The sequence below is a fragment of the Rathayibacter sp. AY1A4 genome (assembly GCF_002930955.1).
In the GTDB taxonomy this organism is placed as follows: Bacteria; Actinomycetota; Actinomycetes; order Actinomycetales; family Microbacteriaceae; genus Rathayibacter.
Window position 1 is genome coordinate 54,833 of record NZ_PSTN01000011.1, and the last position, 24,250, is coordinate 79,082.

Here is a 24,250-nt window from a genome sequence, read left to right on the forward strand (position 1 = left end):
CCGGAGGACGGCTCCAGCGCGCGGGGGCGGCACCGCGGACTCCCCCGGCTCCGGGCCGGCACCGCGGACGCATCGCCGAGCAATGCTCTCGATCCCGTCATGCGCAGTTCACACGCGGCGCATAGATTCGAGGACGTTCACACTCCACTCATCACGCGAACAGGACCACGATGCGCAGACTCCGCGCCGCAAGCCTCCTCGCCGTCGTCGCACTCGGAGCCGCCACCGCCGCTCCGATCGCCTCGGCCGCCCCTCTCGACGACGGCGTCGAGCTCACCCTGGTGTCGACGACCGACACGCACGGGCACGTCTACGACTGGGACTACTTCGCGAACGCGCCGTACCCGGCCGACGGTGCGCTCGGCCTCACCCGCGTCGCGACCGAGGTCGACCGCCTCCGCGCCGAGAAGGGCGAGGAGTCCGTGCTCGTCATGGACAACGGCGACGCGATCCAGGGCACGCCGCTCACCTACTACTACGGCCTCGGCGACGGCGCCGCGGGCGTCCTCTCCGGCGAGACGACGCACCCGATGGCCACCGCGTTCAACACCATCGGCTACGACGCGCAGGTCGTCGGCAACCACGAGTACAACTACGGGCTCGACATGCTCAGCGCGTACGAGGGCGACCTGAACGCCCCGCTGCTGGGCGCGAACGTCGTCGACGTCGCCACCGGCAAGCCGTACCACGACCCCTACACGCTGATCGAGCGCGAGATCGACGGGAAGACGGTCACCGTCGGCGTCCTCGGCCTCGTCACCCCCGGCGTCCGCGTCTGGGACAAGCAGTACGTCGACGGCGTCCTCGAGTTCCAGGACATGGTCGCCGCCGCGAAGCAGTGGGTCCCGATCGTGCAGGAGCAGGCGGACGTGGTCGTCGTCCTCGCGCACACCGGCCAGGGCACGGTGCCGGACGCCGAGTACGACGCCGCCGACCTCAACGAGGACGTCGTCAACAACATCGCGACGCAGGTCCCCGGCATCGACGTGGTCGTCGCCGGCCACAGCCACAAGGACCTGCCGCAGACGCTGTTCACCAACGTCGCCGGCGAGCAGGTGCTGGTCACCCAGCCCGAGTTCTGGGCGCAGGGCCTCACCGAGGTCACCCTGAACCTGGTGCCGGACGCCGCGGGCGGCCTCGAGGTCGACTGGTCGGCCGGGAACGCACCCGTCACGCAGCCCGTCTACGCGAAGGACATCGCCGAGGAGTCGCCCGCACTGGTCGACGCCCTCGCCGAGCAGCACGCCGCCACGATCGAGTACGTGAACACCCCCGTCGCCGACTCGGTCGAGGAGCTCTCGGCCGCGACCTCGCGCTACGAGGACACCCCGATCATCGACTTCATCAACACCGTCCAGGCCGAGACCGTCGAGACGGCTCTCGAGGGCACCGAGTGGGCCGACCTGCCGGTGATCTCGCAGGCGTCGCCGTTCTCGCGCACCGCCGTCTTCCCGAAGGGGCAGGTCAGCATCCGCGACATCGCGGGCCTGTACATCTACGAGAACACCCTCCGCGGAGTGGAGCTGACCGGAGCCGAGGTGCGCGACTACCTCGAGTTCTCGGCCCGCTACTTCGTGCAGACCGCCGAGGGCGCCGTGTTCGACCCCGAGACCGGCACCAACGCGACGACCGAGGACCGCCCCGACGGCATCCCGGACTACAACTACGACGCGATCTCGGGCCTGGACTACGTGATCGACGTCTCCCAGCCCGCCGGCTCGCGGATCCGCGGTCTCGCCCACGCCGACGGCACCCCGGTCGCCGACGACGAGCGCTTCGTGATGGCGGTCAACAACTACCGCCAGAGCGGCGGAGGCGCCTACCCGGCCGTCGCGCAGGCACCGCTCGTCTACGACGAGCGTCTCGAGATCCGCCAGCTCCTCATCGACTGGTCGACCGCCCGCGGCGTGATCGACCAGGCCGACTTCTACGACCCCAACTGGTCGCTGACGACGGAGCCCGCCGCCGAGGTCCCGGTCACCCCGGCGCCGACCCAGCCCGGCACCCCGACGGAGCAGCCCACCACCGCTCCGTCGCCGCACCCCACCACCACGGCGGCCCCCGTCGCGGGAGGCTCCGGCCCGGGCTCGCTCGCGAACACCGGCGCCGACGCGGCCGGCCTGATCGGCGGAGCCCTCGTGCTGCTGCTGTCGGGTCTCGCGCTGGTCGTCGCGCGACGCCGCCTCGCGGCCTAGCCGAGCAGGGCACGGGCGGCGGTCGGCGGGGTCTCCCGCCGGCCGCCGCCCGTCGTTCCGGAGGATCGCGGGACGATCGGGCCGCGGACCGGCGGCTCAGTCCCCGCGGCGTCGCGACCGGCGGGCCCGCCAGGCCGAGAACGCCCCGGTCGACCAGAGCGCCCAGACCACCAGCAGGGGCTGGAAGACGAGCCGCACCGCGCGCGCCGCGTCCGTCTCGAGGCCGAACGCCGGCGTCCGCGTCACCAGCTGCGAGATGTTCCCCGGGAAGACCGCGACGAAGAACGCGGCCACCACGACTCCCACGATCACGCGCCACCGCACGAGCACGACGAGCGCGAGTCCGAGCGCGATCTCGACGACGCCCGACGCGACGACCACCAGGTCCGGGTCGGCCGGCAGCCACGGCGGGACCTGCGCCTGGAAGGCCTGACGCGCGACCGTCAGGTGCGCCGTGCCGGCCGTGACGAGCACCAGGCCCAGGAGGATGCGGGCGAGAGTGCGCGGAACGGAGCGGCGTCCTCCGTCGGGCGCTGTGGCGGCGGTCATGCCCCCAGTCTGCGCTCGGAGCCCGCTCGCGCCGACCGCGCGCGCGTTCCGGCGGCGCCCCGTATCCTCGTTACCGCCCCGTCCGCAGACCGTGAAACGAGTTCCATGAGCACCCTGCCCCGCCTGATGGCCTTCGACCTCGACGACACCCTCGCCGCCTCGAAGTCCCCCGTCGACCCGGCGATGGCCGACCTCTTCGTGAAGCTGCTCCAGGCCACCGAGGTGTGCATCATCTCGGGCGGCCAGATCGGCCAGTTCCGGATGCAGGTGCTCGACCGCCTCGAGGGCGCCGACCCCGAGGTGCTCGCGAAGCTGCACCTCATGCCCACCTGCGGCACGCAGTACTACCGGTACGAGAACGGCGACTGGGCGCAGATCTACGCCGAGAACCTCACCGAGGACGAGAAGTCGCGCGCGCTCGCCGCCGTCGAGGAGAAGGCGAAGGAGCTCGGCTACTGGGAGTCCGAGACCTGGGGCCCGATCCTCGAGGACCGCGACTCGCAGATCACCTTCTCGGCCCTCGGCCAGTCCGCGCCCGTCGAGGTCAAGCAGGCCTGGGACCCGGACGGCGAGAAGAAGAACACCCTCCGTGAGGCCGTGCAGGCCGTGCTCCCCGACCTCGAGGTGCGCTCCGGCGGCTCGACGTCGGTCGACATCACCCGCAAGGGCATCGACAAGGCGTACGGGATGAACAAGCTCACCGAGCTGACGGGCATCCCTCTCGACGACATGATCTTCGTCGGCGACCGCCTCGACCCCGACGGCAACGACTACCCCGTCAAGGCGATGGGCGTCGAGTGCTTCGCCGTCGAGGGCTGGCACGACACCGCCGCGTACCTCCGCTCCTACGGCCTGTAGCCGCTCCGCGAGCGACGTTCCGGGATCCCCTGCTGCGGCGGGGGATTCCGTGCATCCGGGGGTCGTCGCAGGCCTCGGGCGCTGGACGTCGTGGGCGGTGCGCGTCCAGCTGCCGTCAGGCGTCGGCGCCCCCTCGCGGGTCCTGTGCACCCGCCAGGCGCTGCGCAGGCGGGCACCGTCAGGCGTCCGGTGCTCCGTTTGGGCCTCGGGCACAGCGCGTCCATGCTCGGCCGGTTCGGGAGTCTGCGCGTCCGGGTCCTCGTGTCCCGGCCGCTGTCAGACGTCCTCGTTCAGCGATCCGGACGCCGTGCCGTCGAGGGCGAGGCGGAGCCGTTTCGGCAGGTTCGCGACCACGATCGCGTGCGACTCCTCGATGAGCTCGAGCACCAGCTCGGGCTCCACGGTCCCGCCGGCCTCGACGGTGACCCAGTGCTTCTTGTTCAGGTGGTAGCCGGGCTCGATCCCGTCGACCCCCGCGACCAGGTGCACCACGTTCTCGGGCAGCGCCTTCACGCTCACGACCGGCCGCCCGAACCGCTCCGACTCGAGCGCGAACACCTTCCCCGCGACCTTCCACACCCGGATCCCCTCCCCGAACGGGAATCCCGCCTCCGCTCCCGGAAGCCCCTCGAGAAGCCGCTCCACCGCCCCGCCGTCCATCCCCCCATCCTGCCGCAGCCCTCACGCGCCGCCGAGATCACCCGCCACCCGAGGCCGGCCTCGCGCCGAACGCACGTCCTACGTCCAGGGCCCGAAGCGGCTCGCGCCGAAGGCACGGCCCGACCCTCCAGCACCCGCACCACGCTCGCGCCGCAACCACGGCCCGACTCCTCCCCCCGACCAGGCTCGCGCCGCAGGCACGGCCCCCGCACTCCCCCCGACCAGGCTCGTGCCGCAGGCACGGCCCCTCGCTCAAGCCCCCCACGGCCGCTCGTGCCCCCGGCACGGCGCCCCGCGCTCGTGCCGCAGGCACGGCGCCCACCCCACCAGCACAGGGCTAGGCGGCGTCCGGGTGCGGTTCTGGCAAGGCGGAGGAGGAAGCCGTAGCGGCGTTACGGCGCCCGACGACAACGCCGCCAGAACCGCACCCGGGCGCCGCCTAGTCGTTGCCGAGGATGATGATGGCGGCGGTAGGGGGTAACGCGTCCTCGTGGTACCGCTCGATCTCCTCGATGGCGATCGGGTCGGCCTGCTGGAGGAACTGGGTGAGGCGGGTGACCTCCTCGGTCTCGCCGAGGGAGTCGGCGGCGCGGCGGAGGGCGTAGAGGGAGAGCAGGAATCCGCGGTTGGGTCCGTGGCGCCAGGGGATGGGGCCCTGGCCGCGCCAGCCGGCTCCGCGGAGGAGGTCGAGGCCGCGGTGGTAGCCGACGCGGGCGTAGGCGTAGGAGGGGAGGGCCGCGTCGATGCCCCAGACGCTGTCGGCGAGCAGTGCCCAGGCCAGCGGGGAGCGCGGGTGGGCGGCGGCGAGGGCGGCGAATTCGACGGCTCCCGGGTTCGCGTGCTTCGCGAGGGCCGCGGTGACCGCGGGCTCGTCGGGGAGGAGGGTCGGTTCGGGGCCCAGCAGGTTCTCGCCACTCATGCCTCCCAGGCTATCCCGCTCGCGGCTGTGCGGGTCCGGGGTCCGGCCGTCCGGCGCACGGCGGTCGTCCCTCCACAGGGGCGTCAGCGGAGGGAGCCGGGCGGTTCGCCGGTCGTCGCCGTCGTGCGCGGGGGTGCCGCCGATAGCATCGACCCATGGCGACGAACCGCAGTGAAGTCGAGGCCTGGCTCACGGACATGGACGGCGTGCTGGTGCACGAGAACAAGGCGCTCCCCGGCGCGCCCGAGCTGATCCAGGAGTGGACCGATTCGGGCACGCCGTTCCTGGTGCTGACGAACAACTCGATCTTCACGCCGCGGGATCTGGCGGCGCGGCTGCGCGGGTCGGGGCTGCACGTGCCGGAGGAGCGGATCTGGACGAGCGCTCTGGCGACGGCGGACTTCTGCGCGTCGCAGAAGCCGGGCGGGAGCGCGTTCGTGATCGGCGAGGCGGGGATCACCACCGCGCTGCACGAGGCGGGCTTCATCATGACGGAGACGGCGCCGGACTACGTGGTCGTGGGCGAGACCCGCAATTACAGCTTCGAGGCGATCACGAAGGCGATCCGCCTGATCGTCGCGGGTGCGCGCTTCATCGTCACCAATCCCGATGCGACGGGGCCGAGCGCCGAGGGCGTGCTCCCGGCGACGGGGGCGATCGCGGCGCTCATCACGAAGGCGACGGGCAAGGATCCGTACGTCGTCGGCAAGCCGAATCCGATGATGTTCCGCTCGGCGATGAACAAGATCGGCGCGCACAGCGAGAACACCGGGATGATCGGCGACCGGATGGACACCGACATCGTCGCGGGCATCGAGGCGGGCCTGCACACCGTGCTGGTGCTGACGGGGATCAGCGACGAGGCCGAGATCGAGCGCTATCCGTTCCGCCCGGACGAGGTGCTGAGCGGGGTGCACGAGCTCCTGTCGTCGGAGCCGCTGGAGTCGGAGTTCCCGCCGGATTCAGCGGTCTGAGTCCCGGCGGCCCGGCAGCGGGCCGGGCGCCGGTTCCTGACACGGCACCGCGGCTCGCGGGGGGTCAGAAGCGGACGTGCTGCAGCACCCAGGCGTGCATCGCGACGGCTGCCGCCGCCGAGGCGTTGATCGACCGGGTCGAGCCGAACTGCGTGATCTCGAGCACGGCCTCCGAGGCGGCGATCGCCTCCTCCGAGAGGCCGGGTCCCTCCTGCCCGAACAGCAGGAGGCAGCGCTCGGGGAGCCGGTAGGTCTCGAGCGGAACGCAGCCGGGGACGTTGTCGACGGCGAGGAGGGGCACGTCCGCCTCCCCGGCCCACTGCACGAGGTCGGCCACCGTCTCGTGGTGCTGGACGTGCTGGTAGCGGTCGGTGACCATCGCGCCGCGCTTGTTCCAGCGCCGCCGGCCGACGATGTGGACGCCTTCCGCGCCGAACGCATTGGCGCTGCGGACGATCGAGCCGATGTTCATGTCGTGCTGCCAGTTCTCGATCGCGACGTGGAACGGGTGCCGCGTGCGGTCGAGCTCCGCGACGATCGCGTCCATCCGCCAGTAGCGGAAGCGGTCGACCACGTTGCGCGCGTCGCCGCGCTCCAGCAGCTCCGGGTCGAGGCGGTCGTCCTCGGGCCACTCCCCCTGCCAGGGGCCGACGCCGTTCGTGGTGAGCTCCACGGAGGCGGTGGGTCCGGTCGCGGGGGTCGCCTCGTTCTCCTGCACGACGAGCGATCCTACTGGGCGCTCCGCGGCTCGGCCGGGTGCACCGGGCCGGTGCCCGGCGGCATCCTCCGAGGCCCGAGCGACGGCGCGCGTCAGGCCGCGGGAGTGCCGGCGAGGGAGCCGGTCAGCTCGCCGCCGCCCGCCCGGTCGACGAAGCAGTAGTAGCTGCGCTCGCCCGCGTCCCACTGCTCCTGTGTGACGGGGAACGCACCGGCGACCTGCACGTCGCCGTAGGTCTCGGCCGCGGCGACGTCCACGACGCCCTGCGCCTGGCAGAGCGAGGAGACGGTGACGGCCAGGGCGTCCTGGCCGGGGAACGCCGCGTCTGTCAGCTCCGCGGTGGCGACGAGCTGGGCGGAGTGAGCTCCCGCGCAGTCCACGACGGTGAACTCCTCCGCCCAGACGGAGTCGAAGGGCTCGACGCACTCGCCGCCGAGGAGCGCGCTCCAGGCCCAGGTGCCGACGGGCAGCGGTCCGACGGTAGGAAGGGTCGCGGTCGGCGTGGGCGAGGGGGTCGGCTCCGCCGTGGGCGTCTCGCTGACGACCGGGGCGGCCTGCGGCTCGGCCCGGCCGCCGGCGCTCCCGACGGCGATGCCGATCGCGAAGAGCCCGGCGAGGAGGATCACCGCACCCGCAGCGATCAGGCCGATCAGGAGCCGGCGTCGGCTGAGCGTGCGCCATGCGGGCGCTCCGGCGGGCGCCGAGTCGCGCTCGCGGCTCTCGGGTCGGGACCGGGCGGAGCGGCGCTTCCGTGGCGGAGCGGCGTTGACGTGGGCGGCCGCGGGAGCGGTGCGGAAGGGCGCGGGCGCGGCGCGGTCGGCGGGCTCGGCGGCCGGCTCGAGGTTCCACGAGTAGGCGCCGGCGGTCTCGCGCCACAGCTCCTCGTCGCCGCCGTCCTCGTCGGGCTCGTCCTGCGGAGCGACGACCTGCTCCCACACGGGCGGCTGGTCCCAGTCCCCGCGCGGGTCGGGCCACTCGTAGACGGCGGGCGGAGTCGGCTCGCGCGGAGTCGGCGGGGTGGCGCCGACCGGGCGTCCGTCGGCGGGGGAGGGGACGCCGGAGCGGCCCGCCGGGTCGACGTCGGTCGAGGATCCGGCATCGGGCTCGTCGTCCGGCCGGTGCGCGCTGCGCAGTCCGGCGGGGGCGGTCGGCAGGTCGGCGGGAGGGTCGGTGTGCGGCAGGACCGGGCGCACGGAGTCCGCCCCGCGGCGGTGCACCTCGGTGCGGCCGGCATCGGTGGAGGCGTCGGAGCCGGAGCCGTCGGCGTTGTCGTCGCGGAGGGGGGCGAAGAACGCGTCGAAGGCGTCCTCGTCGGAGTCGTCCTCGTCGGAGGCACTCGTCTCGCGGGCAGTCGTCCCACCGGCACCCGCCTCGCGGACACCCGTCTCGCGGGCACCCGTCTCGCGGGCACTCGCCTCGCGGGCACCCGCCTCGTGCACTCCCATGGCGCGGGCTCCCGTGTCGGAGACTCCCGTGTCGTCGCCCGGAGAGCTCCGTCCCTCGGCGGAGACGCCGTCGCGGTCGGAGGAGCGCTCCGGCTCCACGACCGTTCCGCGGTCGGCGTCGGCGTCCTGCTCCTCCACCCGAGCGGAGTCGTCCGCGGGGTTCGGGAGGTCGCCGTCGGCCTCCTCGGCGGCGGGCGTCGCGCTCAGCACGGGCTCCCCCGGCCACAGGCCGACCGGAGCGGCAGGGGCACGGCGCGGCGCAGTGTCGGAGTCGCGGTCGCTCGAAGACGGTCCGGCCGCGTCGGCGGAGGAGGCCGACTCGCTCGCAACGCTCCGCTCCTCCGCTGACGCGTGGGCCTCGTCGGCTGCGGACTCAGCAGGACCGGACGTCCGCTCCGCGCGCGACTCCTCCACGGGAGGGACGGGGCGGGGCGAATCGAAGATGCTCTTCAGGCGGCCGCCGCTGAGCTGCTGCAGCAGCCACTCGCTGCTGCCGACGGGACGCTCCGGCTCGGGTCGCTCCGGCTCGGGTCGCTCCGGCTCGGAGGTCTCCGATCCGGCAGGCTCGGGCTCGCGGCCCTCCGGCTCGCGGCCCTCGGACCCGCGGCGCTCCGGCTCCGGGTGCTCGCTGCCTCCCGGGCCCCCGCCGCGTCCCCCCTCGTCGACCATCAGCTCAGGCCGAGGTCGGCCAGACCGATCGCGGCGAAGTACGGGTAGCCGGCGTCCTCGATGATCTCGCGGGCACCGGTCGCGCGGTCGACGACGACGGCGACTCCTGCGATCTCGGCGCCGACCTCGAGCAGGGCCTCGATCGCCTTCAGCGGCGAGCCGCCGGTGGTGGACGTGTCCTCGACGACGACGACGCGCTTGCCCTCGAGGTCGGGGCCCTCGACCTGCCGGCCGCGGCCGTGGTCCTTGGGCTCCTTGCGCACGACGAACGCGTCGTAGGCGAGACCGCGGGCGGCGCCCTGGTGGAGGATCGCGGCGGCGATCGGGTCGGCTCCCATGGTGAGGCCGCCGACGGCGTCGACGCGCTCGATGGGCGCGATGAGGTCGAGCATGACCTGCCCGATCAGCGGTGCGACGCGGTGGTCGAGGCTCACGCGGCGGAGGTCGACGTAGTACGACGCCTTCTTGCCGCTGGTGAGGGTGAAGTCCCCGTGGAAGACGGCGTCGGAGCCGATGTACTCGATGAGCTGCTGGCGTGCGTCGGTCACGCGCCTACTCTACGGGGCGACCCCTCCCCCGCTCGGGAGCGCGCCCGCTGCGGCGTGCTCGCCCGCCTCGTCGCCCCCTCCGCGGAACTGTGTCATGTAGAGCTCGTAGTAGGCACCGCGCTGCTTCAGGAGCGCCTCGTGCGCGCCCTGCTCGACGATCCGGCCCGACTCCATCACCAGGATGGTGTCGGCGTCGCGGATCGTGGAGAGCCGGTGCGCGATGACGAACGAGGTCCGGTCGGTGCGGAGCGCGTTCATCGCATGCTGCACGAGCAGCTCCGTGCGGGTGTCGACCGAGGAGGTGGCCTCGTCGAGGATCAGCAGCGACGGGTTCGCGAGGAACGCGCGCGCGATCGTGATCAGCTGCCGCTCGCCGGCCGAGACGCTGCCGCCGTCGGCGTCCAGCACCGTGTCGTAGCCGTCGGGCAGCTGGCGCACGAAGCGGTCGACCATGGTGGCCTTCGCCGCGTCGACGATCTCCTCGTCGGTCGCGTCCAACCGCCCGTAGCGGATGTTCTCGCGGATGGTGCCCTGGAAGAGCCACGCGTCCTGCAGCACCATGCCCACGCGCGAGCGCAGATCGCCGCGCGCGAGGCTCGTGATGTCGACGCCGTCGAGCAGGATGCGCCCTCCGGTGAGCTCGTAGAAGCGCATGACCAGGTTGACCAGCGTGGTCTTGCCCGCCCCGGTCGGACCGACGATGGCGACCGTCTGCCCGGGCTGCGCCGAGAAGGTCAGGTCCTCGATCAGCGGCTGCTCCGGGTCGTACGAGAACGAGACGCCCTCGAACTCCACGTGGCCGTCGGTGCGCTGCGGGAGCGACGCGGTCGCCGTCTCCGGCTCCTGCTCCTCGGCGTCGAGCAGCTCGAACGTGCGCTCGGCCGAGGCGACGCCGGACTGCAGCATGTTCGCCATGCTCGCCAGCTGGGTCACCGGCTGCGTGAACTCGCGCGAGTACTGGATGAACGCGGTCGCGTCGCCGAGCGTCAGCTGACCGGAGGCGACCCGCAGGCCGCCGACCACGGCGATGAGCACGTAGGAGAGGTAGGAGACGAAGGTCATCGCGGGCATGATCATGCCCGAGACGAACTGGGCGCCGAACGAGGCGGTGTAGAGGCTGTCGTTGCGGCGGTCGAACTCCTCGAGCATCTCGCGGTCGCGGCCGAAGGCGCGGACGATCTCGAGCCCGGAGAAGGTCTCCTCGATGTGGCCGTTGAGCGCGCCCGTGTTCTTCCACTGGGCGGCGAAGAGCTTCTGGGAGCGGGCGCCGATCACTCCCGCGATCACGCCCGAGAGCGGGATCGAGATCAGCGCGATCAGCGCGAGCTGCCACGAGACGATGAACATCATCGCGGCGATGCCGATGATGGTGAGCACCGACTGCACCAGCTGCGAGAAGGCCTGCTGCAGCGCCGTCTGGATGTTGTCGACGTCGTTCGTGACGCGCGACATCACGTCGCCGCGCTGCCGGGTGTCGAAGAAGCGCAGCGGGAGGCGGTTGAGCTTGGCCTCGATGTCCTGGCGGAGGTCGAAGACCACCCGCATCACGAGGCCGTTGAGGATGTAGCCCTGCGCCCACATGAGCACCGACGCGACGACGTACATCAGCAGCACGATGATGATCAGGCGGCCGAGGACCACGAAGTCGATGCCCGCGCCGGGCACGATGTCGGTCTTGGCCAGCATGTCGGCGAAGGTGCCGTTGCCCGAGGCGCGCTGCTGCTCGATGATCTGCTCGAGAGGGACGCCGGCGGGGAGCTGGGAGCCGATCACGCCGTTGAAGATCGTGTCCATCGCCTGCCCGAGGATCTTGGGCGCGATGACGGTGAGGACGACCGACAGCGAGACCAGGGCGACCACGAGGACCATCCGGGCGCGCTCGGGGCCGAGCAGCGAGAAGAGGCGCTTGGCCGAGGGCCAGAAGTTCTGCGCCTTGCGGGCGGGCGGCCCGTCCCCGAACATGCCGCCGTCGCCCTCGCCGGGCTCGAACTCGGGCTCGGGGGAGGTCGTCTCCTCGGGGGCGGTGGTGTCGCGTGTGCGCGCCATCTCAGGACACTCCTTCGACGCTCAGCTGGGATTCGACGATCTCGCGGTAGGTCGCGTTCGTCTCGAGGAGCTCGTCGTGCGTGCCGCGGCCGACGACGCGGCCCGCGTCGAGCACGACGATCTGGTCGGCGTGGCGGATGGTCGACACCCGCTGGGCCACGATGATCACGGTCGCGTCGGTGGTGGCGTCGGCCAGCGACTCCCGCAGCCGCGCATCGGTCGCGACGTCGAGCGCCGAGAACGAGTCGTCGAACAGGTAGACCCGCGGCTTCGCGACGAGGGCGCGCGCGATGCAGAGCCGCTGGCGCTGCCCGCCGGAGACGTTGGTGCCGCCCTGCGAGACCGGCTCGTCGAGCCCGTGCTCCTTGCTCCGCACGAAGTCCTCGCCCTGGGCGATGCGCAGCGCCTCCCACAGCTCGGCGTCCGTCGCGTCGGGGCGGCCGAAGCGCAGGTTCGAGGCGATCGTCCCCGAGAAGAGGTAGGGGCGCTGGGGCACGAGCCCGATCACCTCGGCGAGCTGCGCCCGGTCGAGGGAGGGGACGGGCACGCCGTCGATCGTGACGCTGCCCTCCTGCGGGTCGAACAGGCGCGGCACGAGGCCGAGCAGGGTCGTCTTGCCGGCGCCGGTGGAGCCGACGACGGCCGTGGTGCGGCCCGGCTCCGCGACGATGTCGATGCCCGAGAGCACGGGGCGCTCGGCGCCCGGGTAGCCGAAGACGACCCCGGAGAACTCGACGCGGCCGCGCGCGGGCGTCGGGACTCCGCCCTCGGGTGTGGTGAGGCTGGTGCGGGCGTCGAGCACCTGCTGGATCCGCTCGGCGCAGACGACCGCGCGCGGGATCATCATCACCATGAAGACGCCCATCATCACGGCGGTGAGGATCTGGAGGAGGTACTGCAGGAACGCGGTGAGCGAGCCCACCTGCATCTGACCGGCGTCGACCCGCTGCCCGCCGAACCACAGCACGGCCGCGGTGGCCAGGTGCAGGATCATCATGATCGCGGGGAACATCAGCACGAAGATGTTGCCGACCTTGATCGACACCTCGGTGATCGCCGCGTTGGCCTTGCGGTACCGCTCGGACTCGAACGGCTCGCGCACGAAGGCGCGCACCACGCGGATGCCCGTGATCTGCTCGCGGAGCACGCTGTTGATCCCGTCGATCCGGTCCTGCATGAGGCGGAACAGCGGCAGCAGCAGGAACACCAGGAAGCCGACCACGACGAACAGCAGCGGCACCGACACCCAGACCAGCCAGGAGAGGCCGGCGTCCTCGCGCAGGGCGAAGACGATGCCGCCGACGCACATGATCGGCGCGGAGACCATGAAGTTGAGGGTCATCAGCACGAGCATCTGCACCTGCTGCACGTCGTTCGTGCCGCGGGTGATCAGGGTGGCCGTGCCGAAGCCGCCGACCTCGAGCCCGCTGAGCGAGTCGACGCGGCGGTAGACGTCGCGGCGCAGGTCGCGGCCGACGGACATGGCGGTGCGGGCGCCGAAGTAGACGGCTCCGATCGCCGCGGCGACCTGCACGACGCAGACGCCGAGCATGGTCATGCCGGTTCCCCAGATGAAGTCGGTGTCGCCGCGGCCGATGCCCTGGTCGATGATCTCGGCGTTGAGGCTCGGGAGGTAGAGCGCGGCGAGCGTCGCGACGAGCTGCAGCACGACGACGGCGGCCACCCAGCGCGCGTAGGGCTTCGCGTAGGCGGAGGCGAGGCGGAGCAGGATCATGGGTCCTCCGGAGGGGCGGAGCAGGAGCGGGAGGGGAGGGGACCGGGCTGGGGAGCGCGGAGCGCCGGGGAGCCCGTCGGGCCCGCACGGCGCGGGCGACGGCGGCGTCCGGACGGCGCGACGAACGGCCGGTCGGGACGGCGCTAGACAACCATCGACCACCGACACCGGTTCCGCAATCCGCCGAGGGGATGACTCCCCCGGCCCGCGGCCGCCGGGACGCGCGGAGGACGCGCAGGAGACGTGTCGGCGGCGGCTCCTACACTTCCAGGATGCGCATCGCCACCTGGAACGTGAACTCCATCCGGGCCCGCACCGGCCGCGTCGTCGACTGGCTCGTGCGCGAGGACGTGGACGTCCTCGCCATGCAGGAGCTCAAGTGCAAGCCCGAGCAGTTCCCGCACGAGGCCTTCGCCGACGCCGGCTACCACTTCGAGATGGTCGGGCTCAGCCAGTGGAACGGCGTCGGCATCGCCTCGCGCCTGCCGATGGAGGACGTGCAGATCGGCTTCCCGGGCATGCCCGGCTTCGCGAAGGAGGCGGCGGCCGACGGCTCCTACCCGCTCGAGGCCCGCGCGATCGGCGCCACGGTCGACGGCGTGCGCGTCTGGAGCCTCTACGTCCCGAACGGCCGCGCGGTCGACGACCCGCACTACCTCTACAAGCTCGAGTGGCTCGCGGCCCTCGAGGCGAGCACCCGCGAGTGGCTGGCCGCCGAGCCCGACCTGCCGCTCGCCCTGGTCGGCGACTGGAACGTCGCGCCGCTCGACAGCGACGTGGGCGACCCGAGCCTCGGCCCCGGATCCACGCACGTCTCGATCCCCGAGCGCGCCGCCTTCGCCGCCTTCGAGGACGCGGGCCTGCGCGACGTCGTCCGCCCGCTCGTGCCCGAGGGCTACACCTACTGGGACTACAAGCAGCTCCGCTTCCCGCGCAACGAGGGGCTGAGGATCGACTTCGTGCTCGGCTCCCCCGCGTTCGGCGACCTCGTCACCGGCGCCTCGATCCACCGCGACGAGCGCAAGGGCGACGCCCCGAGCGACCACGTCCCGGTGGTGGTCGACCTCGACCTCGAGACGACCCTCGACGACGACCGCCCGATGATCTTCTGAGCATGGCCTCGTCGAAGAAGAAGCGCGCGCGGGCCGAGGCCGCCTCGGCCGGCGCCTCCCGCCCCGCCGCCCGACCCGCGACGGCACGCCCTGCGACCGCCCGTCCTGCGACCGCCCGTCCCGGAGCCGCGCACGACGAGTTCCGGTCCGACGCCTACCGCTCAGTGGGCGAGATCATCGCCGCCGGGAAGCCGCGCCGGCGCCGCTGGGACCTCGTGCTCTCGATCCTCGGCTGCCTCGCCCTCGGCCTGCTCACGATCGCACTCGGCTACCTCGCCGCGATCCTCTCGGTCTTCCCCGCGCAGTGCGAGGGCCAGAACTTCGCCTGCGACTTCGACCGGATCGACTGGGGCGTCTCGATCGCGCTGATCGGGCCGCCCGCGCTGACGCTGATCGCCGTGGCCGTGACGGTCGTGCGCTACCTCGTGGGCCGACGCGCGTTCCTCGTGCCGGTCATCGGGTTCGTGCTCTGCATCGCCACCGCGTTCCTCGCCTCCTCGCTCGTGACGAGCTCGATCCCCGGCTCGGCGCTGGTCTAGCACCGACCCGGGGGCGCGTCAGCGGTCGGCGCTGGTCCAGCACCGACCCGGGGGCGCGTCAGCGGTCGGAGCGGTCGGCGCTGGTCCAGCACGGACCCGGAGGTGCGTCAACGGTCGGCGTGCTCGGCGCTGGTCCAGCACGACCCGGGGCGCCGACCGCCGGCGAGGTCAGCCGCAGGCGGGCTCGTCGTTCAGCGTGACCGCGGTGGGGTTGATCATCGGGGTCACCCGCACGGTCTGGCCGCCGAAGCCGGAGGCGTCGCCGGCGCTGAACTGCACGTCGAACGTCTCGGACTGGCCGGGCGAGAGCTGCACGGCGACCTTCGAGACGGGACGGCCGAGGTCGTCGAGGCTCTCGGGTCCGTAGCCGGTGCCGTCGGTCCACGCCGCGCTCGACACCGTGGTCCCGGGAGGGCCGTAGACGTAGATGTTGGTGACGAAGTCGCCCAGGGGGTACGCACCCCGCCCGCCGGCCGCGGCGACGTAGCCGGGCAGCGTCCGAGCGACCGCCTTCGAGATCGTGTTGGTCACGGTGACGGAGGTGGTGAAGACCGCGCCGGAGGCGGCGCACCGGCCAGAGCTCGACTGCGTGACCGCCGTGCTCAGGTAGTAGTCCATCTTCGAGCCGCCCGAGGCGTCCTGGAAGAACACTCCGGTGGTCGTGCCGTCGGTCGTCGTCTGCGGCAGGACCCCCGCGATCGGCGTGGGCGCGAGGAGCGCCTGCTCGTCGGCGTCGGAGCTGTAGGCGAGGATGCGGCTCTCGTCGACCGCCTTCACGATCGCCGGGAGCATCTTCGTGGGCTCCATCTCCCCGCCGAGGATCTTGCCCAGGACCGTCGCGCTCGCCTCCGAGAAGAACTCGTCGGTGCGCTCGGCCACGACCGACTCCGGGTAGCGGAAGTAGACCTCGTTGAGCAGGGTCGAGACGGTGTTCTCGCTCGTGAGGACCGTGCCGTCGGTGAGGGTCACCGGCCCGGTCGAGCCGAGGAGGTAGGAGAGGGCGACGGGGTCGATCGCGAGGACGCCGTCGATCCTCTGCTCGGGGAACTTCTGCGCCCAGAACTGCGAGGCGATCGAGGCGGCCGTCGGGAAGTCGGGGCGGCTGGTCGAGACGTTGAAGGTCGTCGCCATGTTCTCGCCGATGGTGTCGAGCGCGCTCTGGTCGACGGTGACGGGAGCCAGACCGCGGAAGTCGCCGCTGCCCAGCTGACGGCCGATCGAGATCGCGCCGCCGTCGACGTCGAGCTGCATCACCGACGACGCGCCGCCGCCCAGAGCCTGCGACTCCGCCAGGTTCTGGAACATCACCAGGTAGTGGCGCGGGCCGGAGGCTCCGAGGGAGTCGGGGAGGATCGCGGTGAGCGGCTCGACCTGCTCCATCGCCGCGGTCGCGGTGGCCAGCTGCGGAGTGAAGGAGTCGAGGGCCGAGGCGACCTGCGGCACCAGCGGACCGCGGTCGATGCCCTCGACGCGGGTCTGCGCCGCGTCGACGACCTCCTTGGCGACGGTGATCTTCTGCGACAGCTCGGTGATCGCCGCGAGGTCTACCCTGCCGTCGACGGGCTTGAGGATGTCGAGCGAGGTCGTGGAGAGCGGCGTGACGATCCGGCCGGAGACGTCGTCGGCGATCTCGGTCGCGGCGCGGACCGCGGACAGGTTCGGCCCGAGGACGGGCACCACCTCCATCACCCGCCACACCGGGTCCTCGGTCTCGTCGCGCGCCTCGCCGGTGAGGGTCGCGATCCGGCCCGCGGTCTCCTCCGCACCGGAGGTGTCGAACGTCGTCAGCCTGTCCGTCACCTGCGACACCAGCGGGATCGCCTCGGTCAGCTTGTCGCGGACGGTCATCGCCTTGTCGTAGGTGCGCACGCCGAGGAGCACCGCGACGACGGCGCCGATCAGCAGGACCAGGAGGACGATCAGCGTGATCCAGAGGCCGCGACGGCGGCGCGGCCTGCCGCGGGCGGAGCGGTCGGCGGACGTGGTGGTGCTCATTCGAGAGAGCCTAAGCGACGGTCGGCGGAGTGCGACCGGGCCCGCGCCACCGGCCCCGTCCCAGGACGAGGGACACGCGACGCGGATGCGCGGGCCGTCCGGCGCCTCCGCCGGGACCGAGCGGGAGGCGGGGATGCTGCTCCGCTCAGCCCAGCAGGAGGGACACCCCGATGAGCACGGGCACCGCGGCGACCGTGGTCACGAGGGCCGTGTCGCGGGCGACGGCGATGCCCCGGTCGTAGCGCGAGGCGAAGGTGAAGATGTTCTGCGCGGTCGGCAGCGCGGCGGTCACCGTCACCACGAAGAGGTGCTCGGAGTCGAGGTGGAACGCGAAGCGCCCCAGCAGCAGCGCGACCGCCGGCATCACCAGCGACTTGAGCACGGAGGCGACGACCACCTCGACCCGCGCCGGCCCCGCCTCCAGCGGCCGCTGCCCGCGCAGCGACATCCCGAAGGCGATCAGCACCAGCGGGATCGACGCGTTGCCGATGATCGAGAACGGCTGCAGCACGGGCGCGGGAAGCTCCACGCCGGTGAGGGCGACGACGAGGCCGAGGGCGGAGGCGATGATCATCGGGTTCCGCAGCGGCTGCGTGAGGATCGCGCCGACCGAGGTCCGCCCGCTCGTCGAGACGTCGAGCAGCGTCAGGATCGTCGGCGCGAGGACGATCAGCTGCAGGAGGAGCGTCGGGGCCACCCACTGCGGATCGCCCAGCACGTAGATGGCGACCGGCAGTCCGATGTTGTTGGCGTTGACGTAGGAGGAGGCCGCGGTCCCGATCACCGTCTCCGGCAGCGGGCGGGGGAAGAGCAGCCGCGAGGCCAGCACGTAGAGCAGGGCGACGGTCAGCACCGTCAGGAGCGAGACGAGCAGGAACGAGGAGAAGAGGACGGAGACGTCGGCCCGCGACAGCACGGTGAACAGCAGCGCCGGCGTCGTGACGAAGAAGGCGATCCGCGACAGGATCAGCCGGCTCTCGGGCGGGACGATCCGGAACCGCGCGATCAGGTAGCCGACCGCGATGACGACCCCGATGATCGAGAAGCCGGTGAGCACGCCCTCCACGCCGCCGCCTCCCCGCCGCGGCCCGTCCGCTGTCGCGCCTCCACCCTAGGCAGTGGCCGGGGCGTTGCAGCGCCGGCGCGACGCGCCTACGGTGTGCGGCATGCCGCATCTCGAGGTCCCCGGCGCGAGCCTCCACTGGGAGGCGGACGGCCACGCCTCCGCGCCCGCCCTGCTGCTCGTGCACGCGGGCATCGCCGACCTGCGGATGTGGGACCCGCTCGTCCCCGACCTCTCCCGCGACCGGCTGGTGGTCCGCTACGACGTCCGCGGCGCGGGCGGAACGAGCACGGAGGACGTGGAGTACGACCCGCGCCGGGACGCCCTGGACGTGCTCGACCACCTCGGCGTCGAGCGCGCGGTGGTCGTCGGCTGCTCGCGGGGCGGAACGCTCGCGCTCGACCTGGCGCTCGAGTATCCGGAGCGGGTGACCGGCCTGGTCGTGATCGCCCCGGGCCTGGCGGGCTTCGACTACCCCGCGCTGACGGCGGAGGAGGAGCGGCGCTTCGGGGAGGTCGAGGCGCTGGAGCTCGCGGGCGAGCGGGAGGCCGCGGCGATCGTCGAGGCGGAGCTCTGGGCCGTGGGTCCCGACCGCTCCGCGGACGACGTCGCTCCGGAGTTCCTCGCGCGGGTCCGGGAGCTCGCGCTCACGGGCGTCGGCCACGAGGCGGAGGCCCCCCGCCCGATCGAGCCCTCCGGGCCGGCGGGCGAGCGGCTCGGGGAGATCGCCGTGCCGACCCTCGTCGTGGCGGGCGCGCACGACCTCTCGGAGTCGCTGCCGGTCTGCGAGCACCTCGCCGCCGAGGTGGGCGGTGCCGAGCTGCACGTGCTCGAGGACGCGGCGCACCTGCCCGGCCTCGAGCACCCCGAGGAGTTCCTCGCGGTGCTGCGGCCGTGGCTGGAGCGCCACGGGATCTGATCAGGCCACGGCGGCCAGGTCGAACGCCCAGTCCACGTAGAGCTCCGGCGGCTCGCCCTGCTCGACGAGGTCGATCCGGTCGAAGCCGGCCTCGACGCAGGTCGCGCCGGCGTCCAGGTCGCTCTCCGCCACGAAGGCGTGGACGAAGCGGGGCACAGGGAACGCCGCCGCCTCCTCGAGCAGCATCCGCACGGAGTCCGCGGTGATGCCGCGGGCGTGCGGAGCGATGCTCCACGCCGCCTCGTAGGCGACGACGCCGCGCGAGCAGCCGTACCAATAGCCGATGGAGCCGACGGCGAGTCCGTCCAGCTCGACCACGTAGAAGAACGCGTCGCCGTCCGCCCAACCGCGCAGGTAGCGGTCGTGGCGCACGAGGATCTCGCTCTCGCTCTCGAGTCCGCCGCCCGCGTGCGCGAGGGTGTCGCGCAGGACGGAGGCGTCCGCCTGCGGCCAGGGGAGCAGGCGGAGGTTCTCGGGGTGGTGGTCGATGCTGGCTGTTCTCTGGTCGCTTCCGGGTTCGGGTCCCGTCACGCGCTCCGATCCTCTCTCTCAGGATGGCTCGCCGATCGAGCGCGCCGCCAGGGTGTTCGGCGCGCCTGTCCGATCGGATGTCTCCGCACTCGGGATGCGGACACGGTGTCGCCCCATCTTCGACCCGATGAGGGGAGGGAAACGGAAGCGGTGAGGAATCTAGCCCCGGACGGGGGGTGGCACCTGCACAACACCTGGGCAACCGCTGACCGCGGGGCCGGAGAGGGGCGGCGGAGACGTGCGCCCGCCCCTGCGAGATCGCCGCTTCGCTCCGCCGAGACGCAAGAAAAGCGCGCGCACGAGCCCATACGCTCGGAGTCGGAGCGCGTTCCGCTCCTGCAGCCCCGTATCACCAGCGTGAGGAGGATCACCATGTCGCAAGCCGTGCAGAGCACCGTCGTCGGAGAACCCGAGGTCGTCGAGGACCGCGTGGAGGACTCCGCCGCCTGGCTCGACCTGAAGGCCGCCGCCGCCGCGCTGCAGCCGCTCCAGTCCCAGGACGGCTCGCTCGCCGAGCCCGAGCGGCTCGAGGAGGCGCGCATGCTCGTCGAGCGGATCGTCGCCGGCGTCCGCACCCTCGCCCCCGCGTTCCCGCACGACGCCGCGTACCTCGACGCGCTGGTCGTCGACCTCGAGCGCTGGAGCGCCGGCGGCCTCGGCCTGCCCGACTTCCTCGACTCGCTCACCGCGTTCCAGCCGCAGCTCGAGCGCGTCGACGGCCGCCGCCACCTCGTCGTCTTCCCCATGTACACCCAGAACGGCAGCCGCGACCGCCACGTCGAGGCCGTCCTCGTCGAGGTCGTCTGGCCGCGGTTCGTCGCCGAGCTGGAGGCGGGGGACTACTCCAACGCCCTCTTCGTGCCCGTGCGCTTCGTCGACTTCACCGCCGGCTACGACACCGACAGCGCCGTGCTGTTCCCCGAGACGGTCGCGATGCGCTCCGTCCCGTCCTTCACCTGGGGTGCGATCTTCGCCGACCGCGAGGCGGCCCGGTTCCGCCGCGTCGTCACGGAGGCGGCCCGGATCACCCGTCTCGAGCTCCCGGAGGAGGCGCAGCGCCTGCTGGCCGACCAGCGCCTGGCGGAGGAGTCCTTCGTGATGTGGGACCTCATCCACGACCGCACCCACATGCGCGGCGACCTGCCGTTCGACCCGTTCATGATCAAGCAGCGGATGCCCTTCTTCCTCTACTCGCTGGAGGAGCTGCGGTGCGATCTCACCGCCTTCCGCGAGGCCGTCGCCATCGAGCGCCGCCTCGGCGCGCTGGACCGCCGCGACGACGAGGAGGAGGCGCTGGCCGAGCGCTCGCGCTTCGTGCAGTACGCGATCCTGTTCGACCGGCTCTTCCGCTTCCCGCTCACCGGGTCGCGGGTGCGCAACTACGACGGCCTCGGCGGCCAGCTGCTCTTCGCCTGGCTGCACCAGCACGGCGTCCTGCACTGGACCGACACCCGGCTGGCGTTCGAGTGGGACGGCGTCGCCGACGTGGTCGTCGCCCTCTCGGACGCGATCGACGAGCTCTACTGGCGCTCGATCGACCGGCCGAAGACGGCGCACTGGCTTTCCGCGCACGAGCTGATCGCGGCCACTCTCACTCCGCACCCCGCCTCCGCCTGGGCCCGCGGGCTCCCGGACGAGGTGCTGCTCGGCGCCCCGCGCGGCCTCACCGACGCGGTGCTGGACGACGAGTTCCCGCTGTCGATGTTCTACGAGGCCCTCGGGAAGAAGATGGGCGACGTCATCGCCTCGACCCGGGGCATCACCGGCCGGGACTGACGTCGTGCCCGGGAGGCGGCGGGGTGCGCTCCTCCGCCTCCCGGGGCCCCGTCCGACCGGCGTCGGTTAGCGTGGGGCGCATGCCCTCAGGTGACGGAGCCGCGGACCCGCTCGACGCGGGCTGGATCCGGCGAGCGCCGAGCCGGGCCGGATACGTGCGCGACGCGGTCACCGCGGGGATCCTGCTGGTGGCGACGATCGTCTCCGTCGCGCTGTACTCCTCGGCGGGATTCCCGGACGCGGCGCACCCCGTCGTCAGCGCCCACTGGGCCGTCCTGATGACCCTTCCCCTCGCGCTGCGCCGCCGGTTCCCCGCGAGCGTGGCGGCCGGGCTCTCCGTCGTCTACGCGCTCGGGATCGTGCTCCAGGTGCCGGAGTCGCTCTTCGGCCAGATCTGCCTGTTCCTCGCGCTCTACACGGTCGGCGCGTGGGGCCGGAACCGGCGTACGGCGCTCGTCGTCCGAGTGGCGATCGCGGTCGGGATGCTGGGCTGGCTGCTCACCACCCTCGCCACGGGCGAGTACTTCGGCAGCTCCGTGCCGGTCGACGACTCCCCCGGCCTGCTCTCGCCCTACGCGGCGGAGTCGGCCCTCGCGGTCGTGTCGAACCTGCTCTACTTCGGCAGCGCCTACGTCTTCGGCGAGGCGTCGTGGCAGTCGGCCCGCCGGCTGGAGGCGCTCGAGACGCGCACGGCCGAGCTCGACGACGAGCGGGAGCGCTCCTCGCGGCAGGCCGTGTCCTCCGAGCGGCTGCGGATCGCGCGCGAGCTGCACGACGTGGTCGCGCACCACGTCAGCGTGATGGGCGTGCAGGCGGGAGCGGCGCGGCGGGTGCTGGCGCGGGATCCGGAGCGGGCGGCGGCCTCGCTCAGCGCCATCGAGGGCGACGCGCGCTCGGCGATCGAGGAGCTGCACCGCATCCTGGTCGCGCTGCGCGCCGAGGACGCGGTCCCGAATCCGCTCACCGACGCCGCGTCCACCCGCGGCGTGGCCCAGCTCGAGGAGCTGGTCGCGGCGTCCAGCGGGTCGGGCCTGCCCACCGTCTTCCTCACCCTCGGCACGCCCCGCGAGATCCCCGCGACGGTGGGGCTCAGCCTCTACCGCATCGCGCAGGAGTCGCTCACGAACGTCCGCAAGCACGCGGGGCGCGGCGCGCACGCCGAGGTGCGCCTCCGCTACGCCCCCGACGCGGTCGAGCTCGAGATCGCCGACGACGGCGGGTCCGGCCCGCACCCGAGCGCTCCCGCCTCCTGCGGGCTGGGGCACACCGGCATGAGCGAGCGCGCGGCCGCGGTCGGCGGCTGGATCGAGATGGGGCCGAGGGGCGCGGGCTACCTCGTGCACGCCCGGGTGCCGCTGTCCCCCGTCCGGGCGAGCGTGCCGGACGCCGGCGACCCGGTACCGTCGTCGGAGACGTCGCGGGGGCGTCAGGAGCGAGCGAGCGGGGGCCGCCCATGACCGAGCACGTGCGCGTGCTGCTCGTCGACGACCAGGAGCTCGTCCGCGTGGGCTTCCGCATCATCCTCGAGTCGGAGCCGGGGATCGAGGTGGTCGGCGAGGCCCGCACCGGGCTCGAGGCCCTGCAGCGCGCCTCCGAGCTGCGCCCCGACGTGATCTGCATGGACGTGCAGATGCCCGGGCTCGACGGCCTGGCCGCGACCCGCGAGATCGTGGCCGACCCGCGCCTGTGCTCGCGGGTGCTCATCCTCACCACCTTCGACCGCGACGACTACCTCTTCGAGGCGCTCTCGGCCGGCGCCAGCGGGTTCCTGCTCAAGAACGCGTCGCCGGAGGAGCTGGTCGAGGCCGTGCAGGTGGTCGCCCGCGGCGACGCGATGCTCGCCCCCGACGTCACCCGGCGCGTGATCGAGCGGTTCGCGTCCGTGCCCGAGCGCACGCCGGCCGCCGCCGACCACTCCGGAGTGGCCGATCTGACGGACCGCGAGCGCGAGGTGCTCGTGCACCTGGCGCGGGGCTGGTCGAACGCCGAGATCGCGGCCGAGCTGTTCGTGGGCGAGGCGACCGTGAAGACGCACGTCTCGAAGATCCTGATGAAGCTCGGCGTGCGCGACCGGATCCAGGCGGTCGTGTTCGCCTACGAGCACGGGATCGCGGTGCCGGGGCGCCCCTGAGCGGTGGGCCGGGGCGGTCAGCGCCGGGGCTGGCTCGAAGCCGGGCGCGGCGGGGTGCGGCGGACGAACTCCATCCGGATCTCCGGCACGATCTTCCGGTCGAGCACGACCGTCATGTAGCGGCCGTCGACGCGGGCGCCGATCGCGACCACGTCCGGATCGGTGTCCACGCGGTAGCCGCGCAGCGCCTCCCCGTCCACGATCACCGGGACGCCGCGCACGACGTCCTCGTCGCGGAGGGCGGCGGCGACCACCGGCATCCCGCCGCGGCGGCTGCGCACGCGGCCCGGGAAGGTGTTGCGGAGCACGTCGCCCATGTGAGCCGCGAGGCGGGACTCCAGGGGCCGGCTGCGCTCGGCGGGGATCGGCACGGAGGTGCGGACCGCCTCCCAGAGCACCGGGTACCGCATCCGCGTCACCTGGTCGACCATCCACGGCGGCAGGTGGTCGTTCTCGGCGCGCTCGATCGCGCGCTTCTGCTCGGGGGACAGCGGGACGTGGTTGACGGGGTCGGCGCGGTTGCGCGGGTTCTTGTAGACCGAGTACGAGAGCGAGATCTCGACGAAGCGGCCGAGCGCCATCGTCTGCGCCGCGGCGAACTCCTCCAGCCTCGGCTGGGGCGCGAACGCGAGGACGGGATCGCCGAAGCGAGCCGCGATCTCGTCCACCCCGGGAGGGGCGGGCATGTCGCGGACAGCTCCCGTCGTGTCCATGCGCATACGTCAAGAGTGGCCTGCCTCCCAGCCGATACCAACTTCTTGACGGAGATCGGCTTTCGGGTCGTCGTCCTTTCACCTGCCCGAAACATGCGGGAGGCAGGAGGGGCGCCTCCGGGGCTCCTCCGGGGCTCCTCCGGGCGGCGGGCTGC

At 72.7% G+C, this 24,250-nt stretch carries 21 protein-coding genes; 9 read left to right on the forward strand and 12 right to left on the reverse strand.

The window, feature by feature from the left end; translation table 11 throughout:
* The first annotated feature begins 170 nt into the window (after window positions 1-170).
* Entirely contained in the window at window positions 171-2,195 is a 2,025-nt protein-coding gene (locus C5B92_RS08510) for a bifunctional UDP-sugar hydrolase/5'-nucleotidase (protein ID WP_104274508.1), read from the forward strand.
* 96 nt (window positions 2,196-2,291) lie between these two features.
* Here C5B92_RS08510 and C5B92_RS08515 read toward each other — a convergent pair whose 3' ends face one another.
* A complete protein-coding gene (locus C5B92_RS08515; RefSeq protein ID WP_104274509.1) occupies window positions 2,292-2,744 on the reverse strand; it encodes a DoxX family membrane protein in 453 nt (150 codons plus the stop codon).
* A 105-nt stretch (window positions 2,745-2,849) separates the two neighbouring features.
* Between C5B92_RS08515 and C5B92_RS08520 the strand changes: the two genes are divergently transcribed.
* Window positions 2,850-3,602: an HAD-IIB family hydrolase gene (locus C5B92_RS08520; protein ID WP_104222786.1), complete on the forward strand. Its 753-nt coding sequence runs from the start codon at window positions 2,850-2,852 to the stop codon at window positions 3,600-3,602.
* 276 nt (window positions 3,603-3,878) lie between these two features.
* On the opposite strand, the gene C5B92_RS08525 is transcribed toward C5B92_RS08520, so the two are convergent.
* A complete protein-coding gene (locus C5B92_RS08525; protein ID WP_104274510.1) occupies window positions 3,879-4,262 on the reverse strand; it encodes an MmcQ/YjbR family DNA-binding protein in 384 nt (127 codons plus the stop codon).
* Between the two features lie 439 nt (window positions 4,263-4,701).
* Entirely contained in the window at window positions 4,702-5,181 is a 480-nt protein-coding gene (locus C5B92_RS08530) for a DUF3151 domain-containing protein (RefSeq protein ID WP_104256003.1), read from the reverse strand.
* Between the two features lie 155 nt (window positions 5,182-5,336).
* Between C5B92_RS08530 and C5B92_RS08535 the strand changes: the two genes are divergently transcribed.
* The gene (locus C5B92_RS08535; protein WP_104225721.1) at window positions 5,337-6,155 is read left to right on the forward strand and encodes an HAD-IIA family hydrolase; all 819 of its coding nucleotides are present in this window, start codon (window positions 5,337-5,339) and stop codon (window positions 6,153-6,155) included.
* A gap of 64 nt (window positions 6,156-6,219) precedes the next feature.
* Here the strand turns inward: C5B92_RS08535 and C5B92_RS08540 are convergent, their stop codons facing one another.
* The 5 genes from C5B92_RS08540 to C5B92_RS08560 all read right to left on the reverse strand — a co-directional run bounded on the left by C5B92_RS08540 (window position 6,220) and on the right by C5B92_RS08560 (window position 13,316).
* Complete coding sequence (locus tag C5B92_RS08540) at window positions 6,220-6,873, reverse strand: TrmH family RNA methyltransferase (RefSeq protein WP_104256004.1); 654 nt, start codon at window positions 6,871-6,873, stop codon at window positions 6,220-6,222.
* A gap of 92 nt (window positions 6,874-6,965) precedes the next feature.
* Window positions 6,966-8,987 (reverse strand): septum formation family protein, encoded by a 2,022-nt coding sequence (locus C5B92_RS08545; RefSeq protein ID WP_104256005.1) that lies wholly within the window; start codon window positions 8,985-8,987, stop codon window positions 6,966-6,968.
* Window positions 8,987-9,535 carry an orotate phosphoribosyltransferase gene (gene pyrE, locus C5B92_RS08550; RefSeq protein WP_104256006.1) on the reverse strand — a complete coding sequence of 183 codons (549 nt, stop codon included), beginning with the start codon at window positions 9,533-9,535 and terminating at the stop codon, window positions 8,987-8,989. Before pyrE ends, C5B92_RS08545 begins: the two co-directional genes overlap by 1 nt.
* Before the next feature lie 9 nt (window positions 9,536-9,544).
* The gene (locus tag C5B92_RS08555; protein ID WP_104273943.1) at window positions 9,545-11,581 is read right to left on the reverse strand and encodes an ABC transporter ATP-binding protein; all 2,037 of its coding nucleotides are present in this window, start codon (window positions 11,579-11,581) and stop codon (window positions 9,545-9,547) included.
* Window position 11,582: 1 nt separating this feature from the next.
* Window positions 11,583-13,316 carry an ABC transporter ATP-binding protein gene (locus C5B92_RS08560; RefSeq protein ID WP_104256589.1) on the reverse strand — a complete coding sequence of 578 codons (1,734 nt, stop codon included), beginning with the start codon at window positions 13,314-13,316 and terminating at the stop codon, window positions 11,583-11,585.
* Window positions 13,317-13,588: 272 nt separating this feature from the next.
* Between C5B92_RS08560 and C5B92_RS08565 the strand changes: the two genes are divergently transcribed.
* Both C5B92_RS08565 and C5B92_RS08570 read left to right on the forward strand, forming a co-directional pair.
* Window positions 13,589-14,428 (forward strand): exodeoxyribonuclease III, encoded by an 840-nt coding sequence (locus C5B92_RS08565; protein ID WP_104256590.1) that lies wholly within the window; start codon window positions 13,589-13,591, stop codon window positions 14,426-14,428.
* Between the two features lie 2 nt (window positions 14,429-14,430).
* Window positions 14,431-14,967, forward strand: coding sequence for a hypothetical protein (locus C5B92_RS08570; protein ID WP_104256591.1), 537 nt, complete (start codon window positions 14,431-14,433; stop codon window positions 14,965-14,967).
* Between the two features lie 168 nt (window positions 14,968-15,135).
* Here C5B92_RS08570 and C5B92_RS08575 read toward each other — a convergent pair whose 3' ends face one another.
* Both C5B92_RS08575 and C5B92_RS08580 read right to left on the reverse strand, forming a co-directional pair.
* Window positions 15,136-16,962 (reverse strand): DUF4012 domain-containing protein, encoded by a 1,827-nt coding sequence (locus tag C5B92_RS08575; protein ID WP_104256592.1) that lies wholly within the window; start codon window positions 16,960-16,962, stop codon window positions 15,136-15,138.
* A 145-nt stretch (window positions 16,963-17,107) separates the two neighbouring features.
* Complete coding sequence (locus C5B92_RS08580) at window positions 17,108-18,028, reverse strand: AEC family transporter (RefSeq protein ID WP_104256593.1); 921 nt, start codon at window positions 18,026-18,028, stop codon at window positions 17,108-17,110.
* 100 nt (window positions 18,029-18,128) lie between these two features.
* Between C5B92_RS08580 and C5B92_RS08585 the strand changes: the two genes are divergently transcribed.
* Window positions 18,129-18,944 (forward strand): alpha/beta fold hydrolase, encoded by an 816-nt coding sequence (locus C5B92_RS08585; RefSeq protein ID WP_104256594.1) that lies wholly within the window; start codon window positions 18,129-18,131, stop codon window positions 18,942-18,944.
* On the opposite strand, the gene C5B92_RS08590 is transcribed toward C5B92_RS08585, so the two are convergent.
* Window positions 18,945-19,475: a hypothetical protein gene (locus tag C5B92_RS08590; RefSeq protein WP_104256595.1), complete on the reverse strand. Its 531-nt coding sequence runs from the start codon at window positions 19,473-19,475 to the stop codon at window positions 18,945-18,947.
* A gap of 372 nt (window positions 19,476-19,847) precedes the next feature.
* Between C5B92_RS08590 and C5B92_RS08595 the strand changes: the two genes are divergently transcribed.
* The 3 genes from C5B92_RS08595 to C5B92_RS08605 all read left to right on the forward strand — a co-directional run bounded on the left by C5B92_RS08595 (window position 19,848) and on the right by C5B92_RS08605 (window position 23,382).
* Window positions 19,848-21,251 carry a DUF6421 family protein gene (locus tag C5B92_RS08595; RefSeq protein ID WP_104256596.1) on the forward strand — a complete coding sequence of 468 codons (1,404 nt, stop codon included), beginning with the start codon at window positions 19,848-19,850 and terminating at the stop codon, window positions 21,249-21,251.
* Window positions 21,252-21,331: 80 nt separating this feature from the next.
* Window positions 21,332-22,708 (forward strand): sensor histidine kinase, encoded by a 1,377-nt coding sequence (locus C5B92_RS08600; RefSeq protein ID WP_104247975.1) that lies wholly within the window; start codon window positions 21,332-21,334, stop codon window positions 22,706-22,708.
* Window positions 22,705-23,382 (forward strand): response regulator transcription factor, encoded by a 678-nt coding sequence (locus tag C5B92_RS08605; protein ID WP_104222814.1) that lies wholly within the window; start codon window positions 22,705-22,707, stop codon window positions 23,380-23,382. The genes C5B92_RS08600 and C5B92_RS08605 overlap by 4 nt, the downstream gene beginning before the upstream one ends.
* A 17-nt stretch (window positions 23,383-23,399) precedes the next feature.
* On the opposite strand, the gene C5B92_RS08610 is transcribed toward C5B92_RS08605, so the two are convergent.
* Window positions 23,400-24,095, reverse strand: a complete 696-nt coding sequence (locus C5B92_RS08610; protein ID WP_104256597.1) for a hypothetical protein — start codon at window positions 24,093-24,095, stop codon at window positions 23,400-23,402.
* Window positions 24,096-24,250: the final 155 nt, after the last annotated feature.

Bases quoted from the DNA above. Each gene is read 5' to 3' on its own strand.
- C5B92_RS08510 (WP_104274508.1), top strand. From the start codon at position 171: ATGCGCAGACTCCGCGCCGCAAGCCTCCTCGCCGTCGTCGCACTCGGA.
- C5B92_RS08515 (WP_104274509.1), bottom strand. From the start codon at position 2,744: ATGACCGCCGCCACAGCGCCCGACGGAGGACGCCGCTCCGTTCCGCGC.
- C5B92_RS08520 (WP_104222786.1), top strand. From the start codon at position 2,850: ATGAGCACCCTGCCCCGCCTGATGGCCTTCGACCTCGACGACACCCTC.
- C5B92_RS08525 (WP_104274510.1), bottom strand. From the start codon at position 4,262: ATGGACGGCGGGGCGGTGGAGCGGCTTCTCGAGGGGCTTCCGGGAGCG.
- C5B92_RS08530 (WP_104256003.1), bottom strand. From the start codon at position 5,181: ATGAGTGGCGAGAACCTGCTGGGCCCCGAACCGACCCTCCTCCCCGAC.
- C5B92_RS08535 (WP_104225721.1), top strand. From the start codon at position 5,337: ATGGCGACGAACCGCAGTGAAGTCGAGGCCTGGCTCACGGACATGGAC.
- C5B92_RS08545 (WP_104256005.1), bottom strand. From the start codon at position 8,987: ATGGTCGACGAGGGGGGACGCGGCGGGGGCCCGGGAGGCAGCGAGCAC.
- C5B92_RS08555 (WP_104273943.1), bottom strand. From the start codon at position 11,581: ATGGCGCGCACACGCGACACCACCGCCCCCGAGGAGACGACCTCCCCC.
- C5B92_RS08560 (WP_104256589.1), bottom strand. From the start codon at position 13,316: ATGATCCTGCTCCGCCTCGCCTCCGCCTACGCGAAGCCCTACGCGCGC.
- C5B92_RS08565 (WP_104256590.1), top strand. From the start codon at position 13,589: ATGCGCATCGCCACCTGGAACGTGAACTCCATCCGGGCCCGCACCGGC.
- C5B92_RS08570 (WP_104256591.1), top strand. From the start codon at position 14,431: ATGGCCTCGTCGAAGAAGAAGCGCGCGCGGGCCGAGGCCGCCTCGGCC.
- C5B92_RS08575 (WP_104256592.1), bottom strand. From the start codon at position 16,962: ATGAGCACCACCACGTCCGCCGACCGCTCCGCCCGCGGCAGGCCGCGC.
- C5B92_RS08585 (WP_104256594.1), top strand. From the start codon at position 18,129: ATGCCGCATCTCGAGGTCCCCGGCGCGAGCCTCCACTGGGAGGCGGAC.
- C5B92_RS08595 (WP_104256596.1), top strand. From the start codon at position 19,848: ATGTCGCAAGCCGTGCAGAGCACCGTCGTCGGAGAACCCGAGGTCGTC.
- C5B92_RS08600 (WP_104247975.1), top strand. From the start codon at position 21,332: ATGCCCTCAGGTGACGGAGCCGCGGACCCGCTCGACGCGGGCTGGATC.
- C5B92_RS08605 (WP_104222814.1), top strand. From the start codon at position 22,705: ATGACCGAGCACGTGCGCGTGCTGCTCGTCGACGACCAGGAGCTCGTC.
- C5B92_RS08610 (WP_104256597.1), bottom strand. From the start codon at position 24,095: ATGGACACGACGGGAGCTGTCCGCGACATGCCCGCCCCTCCCGGGGTG.